The organism is Coralloluteibacterium stylophorae, assembly GCF_018122625.2.
Lineage (GTDB): Bacteria > Pseudomonadota > Gammaproteobacteria > Xanthomonadales > Xanthomonadaceae > Coralloluteibacterium > Coralloluteibacterium stylophorae.
Genome location: NZ_JAGQFT020000004.1, coordinates 188,352 through 205,090, shown reverse-complemented (window position 1 = coordinate 205,090; position 16,739 = coordinate 188,352). Strand labels below are relative to the sequence as shown.

The 16,739-nt window shown below is 73.8% G+C and carries 19 protein-coding genes and 1 pseudogene; 7 read left to right on the top strand and 13 right to left on the bottom strand.

The annotated features are described in order from the left end of the window. Positions 1 to 11: 11 nt before the first annotated feature. Positions 12 to 851 carry a cytochrome c oxidase assembly protein gene (locus KB893_RS07675; protein ID WP_211926058.1) on the top strand — a complete coding sequence of 280 codons (840 nt, stop codon included), beginning with the start codon at positions 12 to 14 and terminating at the stop codon, positions 849 to 851. Positions 852 to 860: 9 nt separating this feature from the next. Here the strand turns inward: KB893_RS07675 and KB893_RS07670 are convergent, their stop codons facing one another. Next, positions 861 to 1,316, bottom strand: a complete 456-nt coding sequence (locus KB893_RS07670) for a copper chaperone PCu(A)C (RefSeq protein ID WP_211926057.1) — start codon at positions 1,314 to 1,316, stop codon at positions 861 to 863. A 352-nt stretch (positions 1,317 to 1,668) separates the two neighbouring features. On the opposite strand from KB893_RS07670, the gene KB893_RS07665 reads away from it, so the two are divergent. Then, positions 1,669 to 2,424, top strand: a complete 756-nt coding sequence (locus KB893_RS07665) for a hypothetical protein (protein ID WP_211926056.1) — start codon at positions 1,669 to 1,671, stop codon at positions 2,422 to 2,424. A gap of 172 nt (positions 2,425 to 2,596) precedes the next feature. Continuing rightward, the gene (locus KB893_RS07660) at positions 2,597 to 3,175 is read left to right on the top strand and encodes a DUF4142 domain-containing protein (protein ID WP_213173596.1); all 579 of its coding nucleotides are present in this window, start codon (positions 2,597 to 2,599) and stop codon (positions 3,173 to 3,175) included. A gap of 54 nt (positions 3,176 to 3,229) precedes the next feature. Here KB893_RS07660 and KB893_RS07655 read toward each other — a convergent pair whose 3' ends face one another. From KB893_RS07655 to KB893_RS07620, 8 genes are all read right to left on the bottom strand, one after another. Beyond that, positions 3,230 to 3,547, bottom strand: a complete 318-nt coding sequence (locus KB893_RS07655; protein WP_213173595.1) for a DUF3247 family protein — start codon at positions 3,545 to 3,547, stop codon at positions 3,230 to 3,232. 148 nt (positions 3,548 to 3,695) lie between these two features. Continuing rightward, the gene (locus KB893_RS07650; RefSeq protein WP_246505499.1) at positions 3,696 to 4,208 is read right to left on the bottom strand and encodes a ferritin-like domain-containing protein; all 513 of its coding nucleotides are present in this window, start codon (positions 4,206 to 4,208) and stop codon (positions 3,696 to 3,698) included. Positions 4,209 to 4,237: 29 nt separating this feature from the next. Further along, positions 4,238 to 5,131 carry a manganese catalase family protein gene (locus KB893_RS07645; protein WP_211926054.1) on the bottom strand — a complete coding sequence of 298 codons (894 nt, stop codon included), beginning with the start codon at positions 5,129 to 5,131 and terminating at the stop codon, positions 4,238 to 4,240. 328 nt (positions 5,132 to 5,459) lie between these two features. Further along, on the bottom strand, positions 5,460 to 6,119 hold the full coding sequence (locus KB893_RS07640; RefSeq protein ID WP_213173594.1) for a glycosyltransferase family 2 protein: 660 nt from the start codon (positions 6,117 to 6,119) through the stop codon (positions 5,460 to 5,462). After that, positions 6,116 to 6,709, bottom strand: a complete 594-nt coding sequence (locus KB893_RS07635) for an SAM-dependent methyltransferase (protein ID WP_211925795.1) — start codon at positions 6,707 to 6,709, stop codon at positions 6,116 to 6,118. The genes KB893_RS07640 and KB893_RS07635 overlap by 4 nt, the downstream gene beginning before the upstream one ends. Further along, a complete protein-coding gene (locus tag KB893_RS07630; protein WP_211925796.1) occupies positions 6,706 to 7,461 on the bottom strand; it encodes a PIG-L deacetylase family protein in 756 nt (251 codons plus the stop codon). The genes KB893_RS07635 and KB893_RS07630 overlap by 4 nt, the downstream gene beginning before the upstream one ends. Continuing rightward, positions 7,458 to 8,501 (bottom strand): acyl-CoA dehydrogenase family protein, encoded by a 1,044-nt coding sequence (locus KB893_RS07625; RefSeq protein WP_246505498.1) that lies wholly within the window; start codon positions 8,499 to 8,501, stop codon positions 7,458 to 7,460. Before KB893_RS07625 ends, KB893_RS07630 begins: the two co-directional genes overlap by 4 nt. Before the next feature lie 161 nt (positions 8,502 to 8,662). Continuing rightward, positions 8,663 to 9,175 carry a GAF domain-containing protein gene (locus KB893_RS07620; protein ID WP_246505497.1) on the bottom strand — a complete coding sequence of 171 codons (513 nt, stop codon included), beginning with the start codon at positions 9,173 to 9,175 and terminating at the stop codon, positions 8,663 to 8,665. 215 nt (positions 9,176 to 9,390) lie between these two features. On the opposite strand from KB893_RS07620, the gene KB893_RS07615 reads away from it, so the two are divergent. Both KB893_RS07615 and KB893_RS07610 read left to right on the top strand, forming a co-directional pair. Continuing rightward, positions 9,391 to 9,591, top strand: coding sequence for a hypothetical protein (locus KB893_RS07615; protein WP_211925798.1), 201 nt, complete (start codon positions 9,391 to 9,393; stop codon positions 9,589 to 9,591). Positions 9,592 to 9,604: 13 nt separating this feature from the next. Then, positions 9,605 to 10,096 (top strand): cupin domain-containing protein, encoded by a 492-nt coding sequence (locus tag KB893_RS07610; RefSeq protein WP_211925799.1) that lies wholly within the window; start codon positions 9,605 to 9,607, stop codon positions 10,094 to 10,096. Here KB893_RS07610 and KB893_RS07605 read toward each other — a convergent pair. After that, positions 10,059 to 10,253, bottom strand: a complete 195-nt coding sequence (locus tag KB893_RS07605) for a hypothetical protein (protein WP_211925800.1) — start codon at positions 10,251 to 10,253, stop codon at positions 10,059 to 10,061. The genes KB893_RS07610 and KB893_RS07605 overlap by 38 nt on opposite strands. Before the next feature lie 184 nt (positions 10,254 to 10,437). Between KB893_RS07605 and KB893_RS18305 the strand changes: the two are divergent. Both KB893_RS18305 and KB893_RS07600 read left to right on the top strand, forming a co-directional pair. Further along, a pseudogene (locus tag KB893_RS18305) lies at positions 10,438 to 11,109 on the top strand (endonuclease/exonuclease/phosphatase family protein); the annotation flags it as partial. A gap of 66 nt (positions 11,110 to 11,175) precedes the next feature. Continuing rightward, the gene (locus tag KB893_RS07600; protein WP_246505517.1) at positions 11,176 to 13,374 is read left to right on the top strand and encodes a glycoside hydrolase family 3 C-terminal domain-containing protein; all 2,199 of its coding nucleotides are present in this window, start codon (positions 11,176 to 11,178) and stop codon (positions 13,372 to 13,374) included. Between the two features lie 13 nt (positions 13,375 to 13,387). Here the strand turns inward: KB893_RS07600 and KB893_RS07595 are convergent, their stop codons facing one another. The 3 genes from KB893_RS07595 to msrB form a co-directional block, all read right to left on the bottom strand. Continuing rightward, positions 13,388 to 14,038, bottom strand: a complete 651-nt coding sequence (locus tag KB893_RS07595; protein WP_211925801.1) for a UdgX family uracil-DNA binding protein — start codon at positions 14,036 to 14,038, stop codon at positions 13,388 to 13,390. A 405-nt stretch (positions 14,039 to 14,443) separates the two neighbouring features. Beyond that, on the bottom strand, positions 14,444 to 16,090 hold the full coding sequence (locus KB893_RS07590; RefSeq protein WP_213173593.1) for a dihydroxyacetone kinase subunit DhaK: 1,647 nt from the start codon (positions 16,088 to 16,090) through the stop codon (positions 14,444 to 14,446). A gap of 180 nt (positions 16,091 to 16,270) precedes the next feature. Then, on the bottom strand, positions 16,271 to 16,726 hold the full coding sequence (gene msrB / locus KB893_RS07585; protein WP_211925808.1) for a peptide-methionine (R)-S-oxide reductase MsrB: 456 nt from the start codon (positions 16,724 to 16,726) through the stop codon (positions 16,271 to 16,273). Positions 16,727 to 16,739 lie beyond the last annotated feature (13 nt).

The following is a 16,739-nucleotide window of genomic DNA, read 5'->3' as shown; positions in this document are numbered from 1 at the left end:
GGGAGCCGCCGATGCTGACGACCTGGCTGGTGCCCTGGGAGTTCTCCTGGACCTTCCTCGCCTGCTTCGGCGCCGCGGCCGCGCTGTACCTGCGCGGGGTGGCGCGGATGCGGGTGTCGTTCGCGCGGCAGCTGACGTTCTGGACCGGCATGCTGCTGACCTACGGCTCGCTGCACACCTACTTCGACTACTACGCCGAGCACGAGTTCTTCATCCACCGCATCCAGCAGGTGCTGCTGCACCACCTGGCCCCGCTGCTGATCATGGCGTCCTACCCCGGCAGCGTGATGCGCCGCGGTCTGCCGCTGGCCTGGCGCGTGCGCCTGCGCGCCCTGCAGCGATCGCGCAGCTGGCGCGCGGCCACCGCGGTGCTGCTGCATCCGGCGGTGGTGTCGATGGTCTTCGTCGGCCTGATCCTGCTGTGGCTGATCCCGCACATGCAGACCCTGGCGATGATCGACTGGCGCCTGTACCGGCTGATGAACTGGTCGATGATGGTCAGCGGCCTGGTCTACTGGTGGATGGTGCTCGACCACCGCCCGGCGCCTCCCGGCCGCATGCGCCCCGGCCTGCGCGTACTTTCGCCGGCCTTCACCATGAGCCCGCAGATCGTCGCCGGCGCGATCGTCACCTTCACCAGCTACGACCTCTACCCGATCTTCGAGATCTGCGGCCGCGCGCTGACCATCGACGTCATCACCGGGCAGCAGCTCGGCGGGGCGATCATGTGGGTGCCGGCGGCCTTCGTCGAGGTCGCCGGGGCGCTGCTGGCCTTCCGCCAGTGGATGCGGCTGTCGCGCACCGCGCGCCTGCGCGACCCGCGCCTGGCGCGGCCGCTTCCGGCGGCCTGAGCCGCGGGCTCAGTCGTCGATGCCCTGGGCGTTGGCCGGGCGCACCGTCGCCTCGACCGCGCGCGTGCTGCCGTCGGCGAAGTGCAGGGTGAGCGGCACCGTGGAGCCGATCCGCAGCGGCGAGGTCGCGTGCATCAGCATCAGGTGGTAGCCGCCCGGCGCGAGCGCCACCGCGTCGTGCGCAGGGATCTCGAGCTCGCCGACATGCTCCATCCGGCCCTGGCCGCCGGCGACGCTGCTGCGATGGAGCATGGCGTGGCCGAACGCGGGGCTGTCGACGCCGGTCAGGGTGACGGGCTCGTCGCCCGCGTTGGCGAGCGTCATGTAGCCGCCCGCCGGCAGGGTGCCGGGCAGGGCGCGGATCCAGGGTGCGCTGACTTCGACGTGGTCGCCCTGCTCCGCGAGCGCCGCCGTGGCGCAGGCGAGGCCGGCAAGGAACAGCACGGGACGGACGATGGAGGGCATGGCGTGTCTGCCGATGGAGCACGGGGCGCGCGAGTCTAGCGCGTGCGACGCGGCGCCCGCCTGCGACGCGGTGTCGCAGCCGACGCAGGCGCGGGCCGGCTGCTGCGCTGCGGGAACGCCGCCGGCCGGCGGACGCGCAGCAGCGGCGCGATGCGCGGCGCCGACGAACGGTGCTTGCTGCGGTTGTGTGACGCAGCGCACGATTCGAGGCGTCGCGCCGCAGCAGGCGCAGACGGGTTCGAAGGCCGTGCAGGCAAGCGCGGTCCCGGGGGTCCGGCGCATCCGAAACCGCCGCCTGGATCCATCGCCGCACGCCCAGTCCTGCCGCGCGTGCGCAACGAAGGGATGGATCATGCCGCGCACCCAGTTCACCGATGCGGAGGTGTCCACGATCGTCGCCGAGATGGACGAGCGCGGGTTCGCCGTGCTGCCGGACTGGGTCGACCGCGCCCAGGTCGCCGAGCTGCAGGCCTATGCCGACGCGACGGTGGTCGCCGCCGGCAACGATTACGTGGCCCTGACCGGAACCCAGGCGCTCTCGGGCTCGCTGCTGCAGCAGTGGGGGCATTCGTCCGAGCTGGTCGGGCTCTGCCGGCGCCTGGTCGCCGCGGGCACCGGGCGCCGTGCCACCGAGGGCGGGTTCCACCAGGTCATGCGCTGCCTCACCGGCGCCGGCGGGCAGCGCGAGTCGATGATCTTCCACTACGACTCCTTCGTGCTGACCCTGGTGCTGCCGGTGCGCATCCCGGAGGGAGCGCAGCAGGGCGACCTGATCATGCTGCCGAACCGGCGTCCCCTGCGGCGCACCTACCTCGGCAATGCCTGGGACAAGCTGCTGCTGGACAATGGCCTCACCCAGCGGCGCCTGGCGCGCCGCGCGCTGGGGCGCGGCGACAGCTTCGTGCACGTGCGGATGCAGCCCGGCAACCTCTACCTGTTCTGGGGCTACCGCTCGGTGCACACGAACCTGCCCTGCCCGCCGGACGCGGTCCGCGCGACGGCGGTGTTCCACTACCACGATCCGCACGCCGGCAGCCCCCTGGCCGGGGGGGTGCGCCGGCTGTGGGCCCGGTTGCGCGGACGCAGGCCGGAGCCGGTGGCCGCCTGACCGCGGCGGTCGCGTCGCGCCCTCACCCCGCGCAGTCGCAGGGCTCACCCTGCTGCAACCGGATGCGCGCTATCCAGGTGCCCTTCCGCACGCCCCGTCCGACGGCGGGGCGGATGCGGAAGCCGCGGCGTCCGTCGCCGCGCTCCCCGCCCTGATCCTGGAATCCAGCGCCATGAACGCACGAGTGCTCACCCTTGCCTGCGCCATCGCCGCCGCCTGCACCGCACCGGCCGTCCTTGCACAGGATGCCCCTGCCGCCCGCGCGGACGCGCCCGCCGCCGGCGCGCGCGCCGACCTCACTGCCGCCGACCGCGACTTCGTGATGAAGGCGACCAGGTCGAACAAGACCGAGATCGCCGCCTCCGAACTCGCGCTCGACAGCGCGCAGAGCGACGAGGTGCGCCAGTTCGCGCAGAAGATGCTCACCGACCACCGCAAGCTCGGCGAGGACATGAAGAAGGTCGCCGGACCGCCGCCGGCGGTGGAGGCCGACACGCGCGTGCTCGCGCCGCTGCGCGAGCTCGAGGGCGACGCCTTCGATACCACCTTCGCCGACAGCATGGTCGAGGAGCACGAGAAGGCGGTCGCGCTGTTCCAGAAGACCGCCGGGGACGACGCCCATTCGCAGGGCATCCGCGACCTTGCGCGCAAGGCGCTGCCGACGCTGCAGCAGCACGAGCGCCACGCCAAGGACCTCGCAGGCTCCGAGCCCTCGCAGGCGCACCGGACCGAGCCCACGCGCACGAACTGATGCCTCCGCGGGGCGCCCGTCGGCGACGGCGGGCGCCCCGCCGAGGTTTGCGCCTCAGGCGCTGCGGCTTGCGCCCGGATCCAGCGGGCCGGGCAGGACGCGGTCGATGCGGACGATCTCGTCCAGCCACAGGAAGGCGTCGTTGTGGCTGTCCATCGGGTCCTCCAGCCGCACCACGGCATTGCTGCCCTCGTCGCCGTCCACGTTCTTGAACACCTGGATCATCGGCCGCGCGGCGACCGTGCCGACATGGCTGCTGCCGTCGGCGAGCGTCACTTCGACGCGCGCGCTCTGCGGAAGCTCGCGGATCCAGGTCTCGATCTTCTCGATGGTCGCGGCGTCGGTGTAGACGTTCTTCGCGAACTGGGCCATGCCGTTCGTCCTCGTCGCTGCAGGGATCGGGGACGGGACCGTGACAGCGCCACCGTCACCGGCCCGCGAAGGCCTGCCGTCGCGGTCGCCACGGGCGCGTGCATGCGGGCGGCCGCGTCGGATGCAGCCGCCCCCATGCCCGTTCTCCTCAGCGTTTGGAGGTGGTGTCCGGCGCCTCGTCGCGCGACAGGAAGGCCCGCACCAGCGAGGCCTGGTGGTCCTGCAGCCAGCGCGCCATCGCTTCCTCCTCGGGCAGGATGCGCTCGCACACGGCCTTGGTCTCCTGATCGCCGACCACGTCCGCGGCGGCGATGAGGGTGCGGTAGGTGGCGCACTCCATGTGCTCGAAGGTGTAGCTGATCGCCACCCCCTTGACCACCTCGTCGCTCATCATCGCGCCGCCCAGGCCCTGGAAGGTCGCCATCATCCGCCCCGCCGCGTCCTTCATGCTGGGCACGCTGCCGCCGCGACGGGTGATGCATTCCTCGATCAGCTTCGCCTGCGCCTGGGTTTCCTTGAGGTGCTCGGCGACGCGGGTCTCCAGCTCCGGGTAGTGCTTGATGCGTTCCGACTGCGCCTTGAGCATCGTCTCCGCCTGCGCCTCCATCGCGTGCGCATCGCGCAGCCAGTCCATCAGGCGTTCCTCGGCCTTGCTTGCCATCGTGCGGTCTCCTTGGTGGATGGGTGGGGTCACTTGCCGCCGGCGGTCTTGGGCTTGCCGACGCCGAGATCGATGCCGGTCAGCGGCATCGCCTGCGGATCGGAGGCGAGGCGGCTGGACAGGGCCTCGACCGCCTTGACCTCGTCGGACTTCAGCTCGACCGTGGCCGAGCCGCCGCCACCGTCGACGTTGCTCTGCTTCTCGCGGTCGTCGACGTAGGTCCAGGGTTCGCCCTGGTTCCAGGAACCGCGCATGTCGCCCTCGCCCTGCGAGGTGTTGATGTAGAGGTCCGCGTATTCGGGGACCGGCGCGAGCTTGCCGACCGGGAAGTTGTCGTCCATCGAGTACAGCGCGCGCTCGAACGAGCGCTGGTGCGCGACCTCGCGGGTCATCAGGAACGCCAGCGCGTCGGCCACGCCGGGATCGGTGGTGACGTTGATCAGGCGCTCGTAGACGATCTTGGCGCGGGCCTCGGCCGCGATGTTGGAGCGCAGGTCGGCGGTCGGGTCGCCGATGCTGTCGACGTAGCCCGCGGTCCAGAGCTGGCCGCCGGAATTGGTGAGCGCGGGCCCGCCGCCGTAGAGCACCTGGGTGACGTGGCTGTCGTTGCCGGCGCCCTGCAGCGTGCGATAGGCCTCGGCGGCCTCGTCGACGCCTTCGGCGAGCTTGCCCTTGGCGCCCTTGTTGAGCATGGCCACGAGGGTGCCGATCACCTCGAGATGGCTGAGCTCCTCGGTGGCGATGTCGAGCAGCATGTCCTTGCGGCCCGGGTCGACCTCGCCGAGCGCCTGGGTGAAGTAGCGCATGGCTGCGGCGAGTTCTCCCTGCGGCCCGCCGAACTGTTCGAGCAGCAGGTTGGCGAGGCCGGGATTGCTCTCGCTGACGCGGACGGTGTACTGCAGACGCTTGTTGTGATGGAACATGACAACGACTCCTGGGAACTGCACCTGGGGGAGGACGACCTTCGGCAAGGCCGGGTCGCGTCCGCGTGCAAGGTTCAGGAGGTAATCGGACGACGGCCGCCGCGCCTGCGTCTTCGGCGCCGTTGCTGCAACGTGTCGCGGCGGTGCGAAAGCGCGGCGGGCGCGGGGCCGGCCGTCGCGCGGTGGCCGTCCACAGCCCGCAAGCCGCGCCGCAGCAGCCGCCAGGGCCGGGGTCGTGCCCCGGGCACGATCGCGGGACGCCGCGCGGGCGCCCATGGATCCGGCGCGGACGATCGAAACAATCGATGCCGGTCGCGGAGCGGCGTGATCAGGCGGGAACGCCGGCAAGGTCCTGCAGGAAGTCGCCGAAGCCGCCGCGCGCGCGCGGATCCCGGCGCGCACTGGTCACCACGCAGGGCGAGGCCGTCCAGACGATGCGTGCGCCGTCGTGCTGCAGCCGGTCGACCAGGTCCTGGTCCTCGCCGCAGCGCAACGGGCCGAAGCCGCCGCAGGCGAGGTAGCGGTCGGCGGCGATGCCGAGATTGGCGCCGTGCACGTGGCGATGTCCGTCGGCGGCGCGGTAGCCGCGCTCGTAGCGCAGGCGCACGAGGTCACCGTGTTCGCGCCAGTCCTCGATGCGCACGGTGCCGCACACGACATCGGCCGCGTGCGCGAGCTGGGCGGCGAGCCAGTCGGCGGGAACGCGCGAGTCGGCGTCGGTCGAGGCGATCCAGCGCGCGCCGAGTTCGAGGGCACGTCGCGCGGCGGCGGCGCGGGCGGCGCCGACGCAGCGCGCATCGAGCGCGACCACGTCGACGCCGTGTGCCGCGGCGACGGCGGCACTGCCGTCGCTGCAGGCATCCAGCGCCACCACCGCCACCACCTCCTCGTCGTGCAGGCGACGGTCGCGCGCGGCGCGGCGGATGCTCCTGAGGCAGGCGGCGAGCAGGCGCTCCTCGTCGTGGACCGGCACGATCACGCCGATCACCGCAGCCCCTCGCGCCGCGCGACGGAGTCCCTGCGCACGCTCCAGCCCTGGAGGCGCAGGTCGTGGTCGACGTAGAGGAAGGACGAGGACAGGTGCAGGCCCGCATCCAGGCGCGCGTGCACCTGGTCGCCGTCGAGGCTGCAGCCGTCGATGGGCGGCCGCCAGTGGCAGGCGAGCACCAGGGCGTCGTCGGCGAGCCGCTCGCGCAGTCCGGCGGCGAGGCGGTCGAGTGCCCCCGCGTCCAGGTAGTAGCCGATCTCGCTGACCACCACCAGGTCGAAACGCCCGTCCGGAAGCCGCTCCGGATGGCGCATCTCGAGCACCTCGACGCCGTCCCGGCCCTGCAGGCGCCGGCGCGCGCGCGCGACCGCCTGCGGATGCGCATCGGTGGCGAGCAGGCGCGTGCAGCGCGGCGCGAGCTCCGCCGCCAGCTCGCCGATCGAGCAGCCGAGCTCGCAGGCGCGGGCGAAGCGCGGCCGGTCCAGCGCCGCCAGGGTCAGCGCGCGCTTGCGCGCCTCGTACCAGCGCGTGCGGTAGCCCCAGGGGTCTTCGGCGGCGTAGAGCGCATCGAAATCGACCTGCGCGCTCATGTCAGCAGCACCTCGAACGGCCGCAGGAAGCGCGCCAGCGCCGTCGGCGGCAGGATCGGGCCCTCGCCGCTGAGCGGGTCCGGCTCGATCTGGCTGCGGAAGGCCGCCAGCGCCGCGCGCTTGCGCGCCAGGGCGGCCGGCTCGACCTCGATGCGCAGCGCGCGCATGGCATCGAGCCCGCCGTCGCCGGGCCGGCTCCAGTGCCAGCCCCAGACCGGGAATTCCAGCGTCGTCGCACCCGCATGGCCGGCGGCGCGGCGCGCGGCGCGCGCGGTGGCCTCGTGGTCGGGATGGCCGTCCAGCATCCAGGTGGTGAGGACGCGGTCGCCGGGCCGCAGCAGCGTGGCGAGCCGCTCGCCGAGCTCCATCTCGGCCGCGGCGATGCCGCCGTCGGCCACGCCCAGCCTCGACACCTGCACCGGTACACCGAGCGCGGCCAGGGCGGATTCGGTCTCCAGCGGCCGCGCCGCGCGCAGGCGCTCGCGGGTCCACGCGCCGGCGCCGGAATGGCTGGCCTCGCCGTCGGTGACGGCGACGGTGAGGATCTCGCGCGCCGCGCCCGCGCAGAGCATGGCGAGGGTGCCGCCGATGCCGAGCACCTCGTCGTCGGGGTGCGGCGCGACCACCACGATGCGGTGGCCGCGCGGGAGAAGCCGGTCGAGGTCGGCCCGCGGCAGGCCGTGCAGCCAGCCGTCCCCGCTCCAGGCGTCCTCACTGGTGCCGCTGCCGACGATCAGGCGCTGCGCGCTCATGGCAGCCAGTCCCCGCCTTCCGCCGCGATGCCCGCACCGAGGGCGGCGAGGTCGCGCTCGGCATGGCTCTGGCGCAGGAAGGTGGTGAGGTCGGCGCAGCGGGCGGCGTGCGCGGCATCGCGGCACAGCGGCGCCGCGCCGAGCGCGCGGCCGACGCGGTCCAGGGTCTCGGCGGCCGCGCGCTCCACGGCGGCGCGGACCCGCAGCGCAAGGACCCGCGCATCCGCGCGCGGCGCCTCGTCGATGTGTCGTGCGGCCTCGACCAGCAGCGCGCGTGCGCCGGAGAGCGCCGCGTCGACCGCGCCCAGGTGCGCCTGCGCATGCGCATCGTGCTTGAGCCGGCCGCTGCGGCGCAGGCCCTGCGCGACGGCGCAGGCGGCACCATGCCAGCACGCGGCCACGCCGATGGCGCCGTGCCAGAACCCGGCCCGGTCGAGGTAGGCGCGGTCGCCGCCGACCCGCGTGGCGCGGACGCGGTCGAACGTCACGTCGCCACTGGCCACGCGGGCCATGCCGACCGCGTGCCAGCCGGCGTCGGTGACGGCGACTCCCGGCTGGTCGAGGGCGACCAGCGCCAGCCAGCGCTCGCCGGCCGGGCCCTGCACCGTCACCAGCGCATGGCTGAGGATGCGGCCACCCGAGCACCAGGCCTTGCGACCGTCGAGGACGAGCCCGCCCGCCGCGTCGAGTGGCGTCGCCTCGACCACCGCATCCGGCGGCTCGGCCGCCCACACGCCGAGCAGCGCGCGCGGCGGCGCCGGATGCCCGAGCTCGTGCAGGATCGCCAGCGCGTCGACGTGGGCCTCGTACAGCTTCACCAGGGCCAGGTCGCGCGCCGCCACCGATGCAAGCACGCGCCAGCGCCCGAGGGTGTCGCCGCCGCCCGGCAGGGGAATGTGGTCGAAGCCCGCGGCCTGCAGCGCGCGCAGGGCCTGCGCCAGTGCCGTCGCCTCGAGCGGTTCCGTGCCGGTCGGCGGCAGGGCGGCCGCATCGGCCGGCATCGCGGCGCGGCCGTGCCACGCGTCGGGGCATGCGCTCATGTGCGGATCCGATGCAGGCGGATACCTGCGGAAGGGCGACGGTGGACAGGGCTCATCGATGGACCGCGGGTGCGTCGGGATCGCGGCACTCTCGGCGGCGCCCGGTTGAGCGCACGTGATCGCGATGCCTGTGGCCCGTGACGAGCGGGCGAGCGCGGCGCTCAGTCCTGCGCGGGGCGACGGCCCAGCAGCGCCTCGCGCACCTGCATCTCGCGGCTGACGATGTCGGCGAGGTCGGTCAGGGTGCGCAGGTCGTCGTCGTCGAGTTCCCGCGGGCGGTCGTCGATCGCGCACAGCGACCCCAGCGCCACGCCCTCCGCACTGCGCACCGCCACCCCGGCGTAGAAGCGGATGCGCGGCCCGCCGGTGACCAGCGGGTTGTCCTCGAAGCGCTCGTCGGTGCTGGCGTCGGCGATCACCAGCGGTTCGCGCTGCATGATCGTGCGGGCGCAGAAGGAATACTCGCGCGGCGTCTCGCTCAGCGCCAGGCCGTAGCGCGACTTGAACCACTGCCGCCGTGCGTCGATCAGCGAGACCAGCGCGATCGGCACCCCGAGCGAGCGCGCGACCAGGCGGGTGATGCGGTCGAACACCGGCTCCGGCGGCGAATCGAGCAGGTCCAGCGCCCTGAGCAGGCGCAGCCGCGCATCCTCGTCTTCGGGAAGATCCTGCATCCTCATGGCCTGCACGTGCGTTCCATGGCGGGCGTCCGATGGTTCCATCGCTTTGCGGCACGCGGCAAGCGCGGGGGGAGGAACTGTGCGGCGGCGCTCCCTTTCGTGGCCCGGCGCGGGTGCCGGCGCTCACGCGGACATGCTGCGCAGCGGCCGACCATGCGCGGCGCCGGGCGACCGGCTTCTTCCACGAACGACACATGCGAGGTTCTTCGATGAGCGATCCGTTCTTCAACGACATCCAGGACGTCAGCGAGCGCAAGGCGCGCCTGCTCGAGAGCGCGCGGCAGATCTGCGACACCCTGCGCAGCGAGTTCGGCGGGCTCGGTGAGCGCGGCGAGGCCATGCTGCAGCAGGTCGACACGCTCGACGAACTGGTGCGGCTGATCGCCGAGATCGACTCCGGGACGGCCTGAGCGTCGCGCCGCGATGCAGCCGGAGGTGCGCGCGCTGGTGGATGCGCTCGGGCTCGAGCCGCATCCGGAGGGCGGTCACTACCGCCGCATCCACGCCGCGGCCGAGGAGGTGGTGCACAACGGTCGCAGGCGACCGGCGCAGACCGTGGTGCAGTTCCTCCTCGCCGCCGGCGAGCGCAGCCGCTGGCACCGCGTGGATGCCGACGAAACCTGGCAGTGGCGGGCGGGCGATGCGCTGGCACTGGAGGTGTTCGATCCGGTCTCCGGGCAGGCGACGCGCATGGTGCTGGGCGCACCCGACGCGGCGGCCGTGCACACGGTGCCGGCCGGGCACTGGCAGACGGCGCGCCCGCTCGGCTCGCACGCGCTGTGCACCTGCACGGTCGCGCCGGGCTTCGTGTGGGAAGGCTTCGAGCTGCTCGAGGACGGGGCGACACCGCCGGGCTGGCATCCCGCCTCGACGTCGTTCAGGCCTTCTGCAGCGACGCGTTCAGCGCCGCGCTGAGCGCCGCGTCGCCGTTGACGAGGTCGGTCCACGCGAGTTCGATGCCCTTGCGCCGGCCCTTGGCCACCAGGCGAAGACCCTGCGGCGTGAGCGTCAACGTGTAGGGCGCACCGTCGATCTCGATCTCGCGGCGCAGCGGCTTGTCCAGGGGCGTCATGGCGTTCGGATCCGGTCGTGCCGGTGGCAAGTCTCGATCGCCGCCGCCGGGATCGCGTGAAATCGGCCGCGCCCGATAGCATGCGCGGTTCCCGATAGCTTCCGAGCCGCCCGTGACCCATGCCACCGGATCCCGCGCCCTGCGCCGCCTTGCGCTCCTGGCTCTTGCCCTGAGCCTGCTGCCCATGTCGCCGCGCTCCGCCGCCGCGCCGCTGCGCGTGCTGACGCTCAACATCTACCACGACAAGGCCGACTGGCCGGCGCGGCGCGCGCGCATCGTCGACGGTATCCGCGCGCTCGATCCGGACGTCGTCGCCCTGCAGGAGGTCCTGCAGCACGAAGGCCTGCGCAACCAGGCCGAGGATCTGGCCGAGGCGCTGGGCTATGAGGCGCATTTCTTCAGCGTCGATCCGGCCGGCGCGCCCAAGCGCTACGGCAATGCGCTGCTGACCCGCGATCCGGTGCTGCACGCGGCCTCGCGCGCGCTGCCGCCGCTGCAGGACGGCCGCGTCGCCGGTCGTGTCGACATCGCCGTCGGCGCACGGCGCTACGCCATGGTGGTCACCCACCTGCATCACACGCCCGAGGGCGGCGCGATCCGCGCCGAGCAGCTCGGCGACCTCCTGGCCTGGCTGGAGGAGACCGCCGACGGCGTGCCGCTGGTGCTGATGGGCGACTTCAATGCGCCCTCGGAGGCGGCCGTGTTCGCGCCGCTGCGCGCGGACTTCGTCGAGGCCTACGCCAGTCTCCACGAAGGAGGGGACCTGGCCCGCACCACGCTCAACCCCGCCTTCTTCGACGCACGCAGGCAGAAGCGCATCGACCACGTGTTCGCGCAGCGCGACGCCTTCGACGTGCGCGAGGCGCGCATCGTGCTGGATGCGCCGGACCGGCAGGGCACGTGGCCGTCGGACCACTTCGGCCTGCTGGCGACGCTCGTCCCGCGGCCGCTGCCGCAGACCGCGCGGGCGTGGGAACAGCGCGCGCTCACGCCGGACGCCCGCGCGCGGGCGCTGGTCGCGGCGATGACCGCGGACGAGAAGTTCCGCCTCATCCGCAGCGACTTCGGGCTCGGCGTCGACGGCGGCCCGCGGCCGGAGGGCGCGTTGGGTTCGGCCGGCTACACGCCGGCGATCGCGCGGCTGGGCATTCCCGCGCTGCAGCTCGCCGATGCCGGCCTCGGCGTCACCAACCCGGCGAACATCCGGCCGGGCGACTACGCCACGCCGATGCCGTCGGGGCCGATGACCGCCTCGACCTGGAGCCCCGAGATCGCCTGGGCGGGCGGTGCGACCATGGGCCGGCAGGCCTGGCGCAAGGGCTTCAACGTGCTGCTCGCCGGCAGCCTCAACCTGCAGCGCGACCCGCGCAACGGGCGCAACTTCGAGTACGCCGGCGAGGACCCGTTGCTGGCCGGAACCCTGGTCGGTGCCTCGGTGCGTGGCATCCAGGACCAGCACGTGGTCTCCACGCTCAAGCACTTCGCGATGAACGACATGGAGACCGGGCGCAACACGCACAGCGCCGACATCGGCGCGCGCGCGATGCACGAGTCCGATCTGCTCGCCTTCCGCGTGGCGATGGAGGTCGAGGAGCCGGGCGCGGTGATGAGCGCCTACAACCGCATCAACGGCACCTATGCCGGCGAGCACGCCGAGCTGCTCGACCGCGTGCTGAAACGCGACTGGGGCTTCGGCGGCTGGGTGCTGTCGGACTGGGGCGGTGCGCATTCCGCGGCGCAGGCGGCGAACGCGGGCCTCGACCAGCAGTCGGCGGGCGAGGTGTTCGACAAGGAGGTCTGGTTCGACCGCCCGCTGCGGGAGGCCATCGCCGCCGGCACGGTCGCGCCGGCGCGGCTGGACGACATGGCCACGCGCGTCCTGCGCGGGCTGATCGCCACCGGCGCGTTCGACCATCCGCCGCGGATCGCGCCGATCGACGTCGCCGCCGACGAAGCCGTCGTCCAGCGCACCGCCGAGGCCGGCATCGTGCTGCTGCACAACCCGGACGGCCTGCTGCCGCTGGCGAAGGACGTCCGTCGCGTGCTGGTGGTCGGCGGCCATGCCGACCGCGGCGTGATCGCCGGCGGCGGTTCGTCCGCGGTGCTCGGCCGCGGTGGCAATGCGGTCGAGGGCATCGCGCCGACGACCTGGCCGGGGCCGGTGGTGTTCCACCCGTCGTCGCCGCTGGCGGCGCTGCGGGCCCTGCTGCCGCAGGCCGAGGTGCGCTTCGTCGACGGCCGCGACCTGCGCGATGCCTCGCGCGCGGCCGGCGAGGTCGACGCAGTCGTGGTGTTCGCCACGCAATGGTCGGCGGAGTCGGTCGACCTGCCGGACATGGACCTGCCGCAGGGCCAGGACGCATTGATCGCCGCGGTGGCGGAGGCCAACCCGCGCACGGCGGTGGTGCTGGAGACCAATGGCCCGGTGCCCATGCCGTGGCGCGAGGACGTCGGCGCGGTGCTGGAGGCCTGGTACCCCGGCATCCGCGGCGGCGAGGCGATCGCCCGCGTGCTGCTGGGCGAGGTGAACCCGTCCGGCCGGCTGCCGGTGACCTGGCCCACCGGCCTCGAGCAGCTGCCGCGGCCGGCCCTGCCCGGCCTCGGCTTCGATCCGCCGCAGCCGCCGGGCGACGCCATCGACTACACGATCGAAGGCGCCAACGTCGGCTACCGCTGGTTCGCGGCGCGCGGTCTCGAACCGCTGTATCCGTTCGGCCACGGCCTGTCCTACACGACGTTCGCCTACGACGACTTCCGCGTGCGGGTGCTGGGCCCCGAGGTCTGGGCCTACTTCAGCGTCGCCAACACCGGCGCGCGGCGCGGCGCCGACGTGCCGCAGCTCTACCTGGAGCTCCCCGCGGGCCACCCGACGCCGGTCCGGCTCGCCGGTTGGCAGCGGATCGAGCTGGACCCGGGCGAACGCCGCGAGGTGGCGGTCCGGCTCTCGCCGCACGCGCTCGCCGACTACGACCCGGACGCGCGCCGCTGGCATATCCCCGGTGGCCGCTACGGCGTGCGCCTGGCGCGCTCGGCCGGCGACGCGGGCGAGGTGCGCCGGATCGAGCTGCCGCCGCGCACGCTGGAGATGCGGATCGGCTCCGCCCCGACCGCCGCGCCCTGATCCGCGCGCGGCCTCAGTCTTCGGCCATGGCCTCGGCGACGAGGGCGAGGTCGGCGCGGAGGTCGTCGTGCAGCGCCTGGCGGCGGTCGCCGGGCGCGCGCAGCACTGCCGACGGATGCCAGGTCGCCATGCCGCGCGCACCGGCGAGCTCCTGCCACCGCCCGCGCTGTGCGGTCAGGCGGAAGTCGTTGCCGAACACGTTCTGCGCGGCCAGCGCGCCGAGGCAGACCACCTGGCGCGGGCGGATGCGGTCGAGCTCGGCCGCCAGCCACTGCCGGCAGGCGGCCTGCTGCGCGGCGTTGGCGCGCTTGTGCAGGCGCACCTTGCCGCGCTGCTCGAACCTGAAATGCTTCACCGCGTTGGTGACGTAGACCTCGGCGGTGTCGATGCCGACCTCCTCGAGCACCCCGCGCAGCAGGGTGCCGGCGGGCCCGACGAAGGGTCTGCCCTCGATGTCCTCGCGGTCGCCCGCCTGCTCGCCGACCAGCACCACCCGCGCCTTCGCGCTGCCGGCGCCGAACACCGTCTGCGTCGCGTGCTCCCACAGGTCGCAGGCGCGGCACTCCGCCGCCTGGCGCCGCAGCGCCGCGATGCTGCCGTCGGGGATGGCGGCGACCGGCCGCGCCAGCGGCCGCCAGATACCGTCGTCGTCGCGCTCGTGCATGCGGACGATTGCAGCGCCGCGACGGTGATTCGCCCATGAAGTCCGCCAGCGCGCGTAGGAGCGGCTTCAGCCGCGACGGGCCTGGGAGTGGGTGCGAGGGGCGAAGGGCTGAGCGCTCGGAGCGGGGAACGGGGAACAGGGAACAGGGAACAGGGAACGGGGAACAGGGAACGGGGAACGGGGAACGGGGAACGGGGAACGGGGAACGGGGAACGGGGAACGGGGCGAGGCGCCGGGAGCGACGCGGGTTCCTGTGGGAGGGGCTTCAGCCCCGACGAGCGCGGTAGTCGGGGCTGAAGCCCCTCCCACAGAAGCTCAGCCCACGGGAGCCGCAGTGCTGGCGCTGCGGTTCATGTGCAGAGGAAGGGGTCCTTGGCCCCGAGCCCCGGCCCGCCGAAGCCGCGCCTACACTGCGCCGTCGCTGCCTGCGAAGGCGGCGAAGGCGCGGGCCACGGCCTCGGCGCCGGGGTCGCGCACGCCGCGCAGGGCGTCGGAGGGCACCGCGGCCGAGCGTCCGGCACCGGCGCGCTCCATGCCCGCGGTGGCGTCGGCGCCCTCGCGCGCGGCGCCTGCGGCCGCGGCGGGCGTGCCGCCGTCGGCGAGACAGGCCGCCGCCGGGATCAGTGCATCGAGCATGGTGCGGTCGCCGGCGTCGGCGCCGCCGTAGTGGCGCATGCGCGCGATGCCGGCCCCGAGCGCCGCGCTCCAGGCCGCGCCGGCCTCGAGTTCGGCCGCCGCGGTGGTGAGCAGGATCGACAGCAGCACGCCGCTGGAGCCGCCCATGCTGTGCTCGACCAGCGCCGCCAGCTCGCGCGCCAGGCGGGCGTCCTCGCCGGTGCTGAGCGCGTCGTCCGCCAGCGCCGCCGCCACGGCGCGGGCACCGGCGGCGAAGGTCGAGCCGGCGTCGCCGTCGCCGGTTTTCGCGTCCAGCGCGTCGAGCTCGGCCTGCGCATCGACGAGCGCCTGCGCCACGCGTCCCAGCGCGTCGCCGCGCCCGGCATCGCGCGTTCCGTGGCCGGGCGCCTCGCCGCTGCGCTGCAGCGCCGGCCGGAAGGTCGTCGGTGCGTGCGGCAGCACCACGCCCGGCCAGCCGAGCGTCTCCACCGGCGCCCGCAGCGCGGCGAGCAGCTCGTCGTCGGCCGGCGCCAGGCTCAGCGAGAAGCCGTGCATGTCCATCGACGTCATCAGCGCCGCCGGCCGTGGCATCAGCGCGATGCGGTCGGTGCCGATGCGATCGAGCAGGCGACGGGTCAGCACGGCGAGCTCCTGGGTCGAGCAGCCGCCGAGGTCGTTGAGCATCACCACCAGCCGGGCATCGGGCCCGAAGCGGCGATCGGCCGCGGCCAGCAGCGGGTCGAGCACCAGCGCCAGCGCCTCGTCGACGTCGGCCGGCTGCACCTTGCGCGCCCCGGGTTCGTTGTGGATGCCCAGGCCCAGCTCGGGCGAGCGCCGGCTCTGCGCCTGCCCGGGCACGCTGCAGCTCGACAGCGCCATGCCCAGCGAGAGCACGCGGTCGGCGAAGCCCTGCACGCGCGCGGCGAGCTCGGCGAGCGGCACGCCCGCGGCGGCGAGGTGCCCGGCGAACTTGTGCACCAGCACCGTACCGGCGAGGCCGCGCGGCTGCGCCGCGTCCGGCAGCGCGATGTCGTCGGCGACCAGCACCGTCGCCACCTCGATGCCCTCGGCACGGGCGCGCTCGGCGGCGAGGCCGAAGTTGAGGCGGTCGCCGGTGTAGTTCTTGATGATCAGCAGCACGCCCGGCGCGTCGGCGCAGGCGCGGATCGCCGCCAGCACCGCCTCCACCCCGGGCGAGGCGAACACCTCGCCGGCGATGGCGCCGGTGAGCATGCCGCGGCCGACGAAGCCGGCATGCGCCGGCTCGTGGCCCGAGCCGCCGCCCGACAGCACCGCCACCTTCGACGTGTCGCGCTCGGCCTGCAGCACGATGCGCGCCCCGCAGCCGGGCTCGCTGAGCAGCAGCGGCATCAGGCCAGCGGTGGCGGCGAGGACGTCGTCGACGATGGTGTCGGGGGGGCTGAGGAAGTCGGGCATGGGTGGGGTGGTGAGGCGGGAATGGGTGGGGGTGAGGCGGGAATCGGGAATGGGGGGTTGGGTTCGGGAACAGGGAACGGGGAACGGGGAACGGGGAGCGGGGAGCGGGTGGAGTGGCGGTGTGGGAGGCGACGGCCCCGCCATTCCCGATTCCCGACTCCCGATTCCCGGCTCCAACTTCTACAGCCGACCCTCTCCCCGCTGCAGCGGATCCGGCAGCGCCTCGCCGACGCCGGTGAAGCCCAGCGACACCGAGTTCAGGCAGTGGCGCTCGTAGGTGGGCGGCGGGCCGTCGGGGAAGACGTGGCCGAGGTGGCTGCCGCAGCGTGCGCAGACCAGTTCCTCGCGGACCATGCCGTAGCTGGTGTCGCGGACGGTGCGCACGTGCGCGGGATCGAAGGGGCGGAAGAAGCTCGGCCAGCCGGTGCCGGAGTCGAACTTGGCGTCCGCACGGTACAGCGGCAGGCCGCACAGCCGGCAGGTGTAGACGCCGTCGCGCTTGTTGTCGAGGAACATGCCGCAGAACGGCGCCTCGGTGCCGTGCTGCAGCAGCACGCGGCGCTCCTCGGGGCTCAGGTCCTCGACCAGCGCATCGCGCTGCTCGGCGGTGGGCGGGGTCAGGTCGAAGGCGGTCATCGTGGTCCGTGCG

What these genes read in the sequence shown, in the direction of transcription:
- KB893_RS07675 (WP_211926058.1), top strand. Translation starts at nt 12, where the DNA reads ATGCTGACGACCTGGCTGGTGCCCTGGGAGTTCTCCTGGACCTTCCTC.
- KB893_RS07670 (WP_211926057.1), bottom strand. Translation starts at nt 1,316, where the DNA reads ATGCCCTCCATCGTCCGTCCCGTGCTGTTCCTTGCCGGCCTCGCCTGC.
- KB893_RS07665 (WP_211926056.1), top strand. Translation starts at nt 1,669, where the DNA reads ATGCCGCGCACCCAGTTCACCGATGCGGAGGTGTCCACGATCGTCGCC.
- KB893_RS07660 (WP_213173596.1), top strand. Translation starts at nt 2,597, where the DNA reads ATGAACGCACGAGTGCTCACCCTTGCCTGCGCCATCGCCGCCGCCTGC.
- KB893_RS07655 (WP_213173595.1), bottom strand. Translation starts at nt 3,547, where the DNA reads ATGGCCCAGTTCGCGAAGAACGTCTACACCGACGCCGCGACCATCGAG.
- KB893_RS07650 (WP_246505499.1), bottom strand. Translation starts at nt 4,208, where the DNA reads ATGGCAAGCAAGGCCGAGGAACGCCTGATGGACTGGCTGCGCGATGCG.
- KB893_RS07645 (WP_211926054.1), bottom strand. Translation starts at nt 5,131, where the DNA reads ATGTTCCATCACAACAAGCGTCTGCAGTACACCGTCCGCGTCAGCGAG.
- KB893_RS07635 (WP_211925795.1), bottom strand. Translation starts at nt 6,709, where the DNA reads ATGAGCGCGCAGGTCGATTTCGATGCGCTCTACGCCGCCGAAGACCCC.
- KB893_RS07630 (WP_211925796.1), bottom strand. Translation starts at nt 7,461, where the DNA reads ATGAGCGCGCAGCGCCTGATCGTCGGCAGCGGCACCAGTGAGGACGCC.
- KB893_RS07625 (WP_246505498.1), bottom strand. Translation starts at nt 8,501, where the DNA reads ATGAGCGCATGCCCCGACGCGTGGCACGGCCGCGCCGCGATGCCGGCC.
- KB893_RS07620 (WP_246505497.1), bottom strand. Translation starts at nt 9,175, where the DNA reads ATGCAGGATCTTCCCGAAGACGAGGATGCGCGGCTGCGCCTGCTCAGG.
- KB893_RS07615 (WP_211925798.1), top strand. Translation starts at nt 9,391, where the DNA reads ATGAGCGATCCGTTCTTCAACGACATCCAGGACGTCAGCGAGCGCAAG.
- KB893_RS07610 (WP_211925799.1), top strand. Translation starts at nt 9,605, where the DNA reads ATGCAGCCGGAGGTGCGCGCGCTGGTGGATGCGCTCGGGCTCGAGCCG.
- KB893_RS07605 (WP_211925800.1), bottom strand. Translation starts at nt 10,253, where the DNA reads ATGACGCCCCTGGACAAGCCGCTGCGCCGCGAGATCGAGATCGACGGT.
- KB893_RS07595 (WP_211925801.1), bottom strand. Translation starts at nt 14,038, where the DNA reads ATGCACGAGCGCGACGACGACGGTATCTGGCGGCCGCTGGCGCGGCCG.
- KB893_RS07590 (WP_213173593.1), bottom strand. Translation starts at nt 16,090, where the DNA reads ATGCCCGACTTCCTCAGCCCCCCCGACACCATCGTCGACGACGTCCTC.
- msrB (WP_211925808.1), bottom strand. Translation starts at nt 16,726, where the DNA reads ATGACCGCCTTCGACCTGACCCCGCCCACCGCCGAGCAGCGCGATGCG.